Origin of the sequence: Borrelia persica No12, assembly GCF_000500045.1 — a bacterium.
Taxonomy (GTDB): Bacteria; Spirochaetota; Spirochaetia; order Borreliales; family Borreliaceae; genus Borrelia; species Borrelia persica.
Genome location: NZ_AYOT01000004.1, coordinates 1 through 833 on the forward strand (window position 1 = coordinate 1; position 833 = coordinate 833).

Consider the following 833-nt stretch of genomic DNA (forward strand, 5'->3'; position numbering starts at 1 on the left):
GTGAAACTAAGATAGGTTTCATATGACCTTTTCAGGAAAAGACAACAACAAGCTAAACTAGTTAAGGTCTCTCAAAAGGTGAAATTAGCAATTCCATAGAATTGTAGTGTTATATTTTAATTTATGTGAATTACTGTTTCTGTTATTAAATTAGTAATTCACATTTATTTACCAAAAACCGAATAAATAATAGAAATTAAAGCTAAAAAGATTCCTATATTAATTGTGATAATAGTACCAAACATCCACTTATGTAGTCTTGCTGTACTGTCGAATTTAGTTATATTGATGTCAATTTTTTTATCAAGTTCATTGAATTTAGTATCAAATTTATTGTCAAGATCTTTAATATCCGACTTTAATTCACTTTTAGTATTATCAATCTTATTATCAAGTTCATTAAATTTAGTATCAATTTTAACATTTAAGTTATTTTCAACGGTATTAATTTTTTTATCAAGTTCATTAAATTTAGTATCAATCTTAACATTTAAGTTATTTTCAACGGTATCGATCTTATTATCAAGGTCTTTGATATCCGATTTTAATTCGCTTCTAACATTATCAATTTTATTATCAAGTTCATTAAATTTGGTATCAATTTTAACGTTTAATTCATTTTTGACGTTATCAATTTTATTATCAAGTTCATTAAATTTGGTATCAATTTTAACGTTTAATTCATTTTTAACGTTGTCAATTTTATTATCAAGTTCATTAAATTTGGTATCAATTTTATTATCAATATCAATTTTAACAGCTAAAATTTCGCCTTTTAATACTTTTTCTAGCATTTCGAGTTTAATATCGAAGTTTTCTTTGAGATATTCGAT

1 protein-coding gene is annotated in these 833 nt (G+C 23.4%); it reads right to left on the reverse strand.

Translation table 11 applies throughout. The annotated features are described in order from the left end of the window. Positions 1-164 precede the first annotated feature (164 nt). A partial coding sequence (locus U881_RS13090) for a hypothetical protein (RefSeq protein ID WP_235048097.1) occupies positions 165-833 on the reverse strand: 669 nt, incomplete at its 5' end.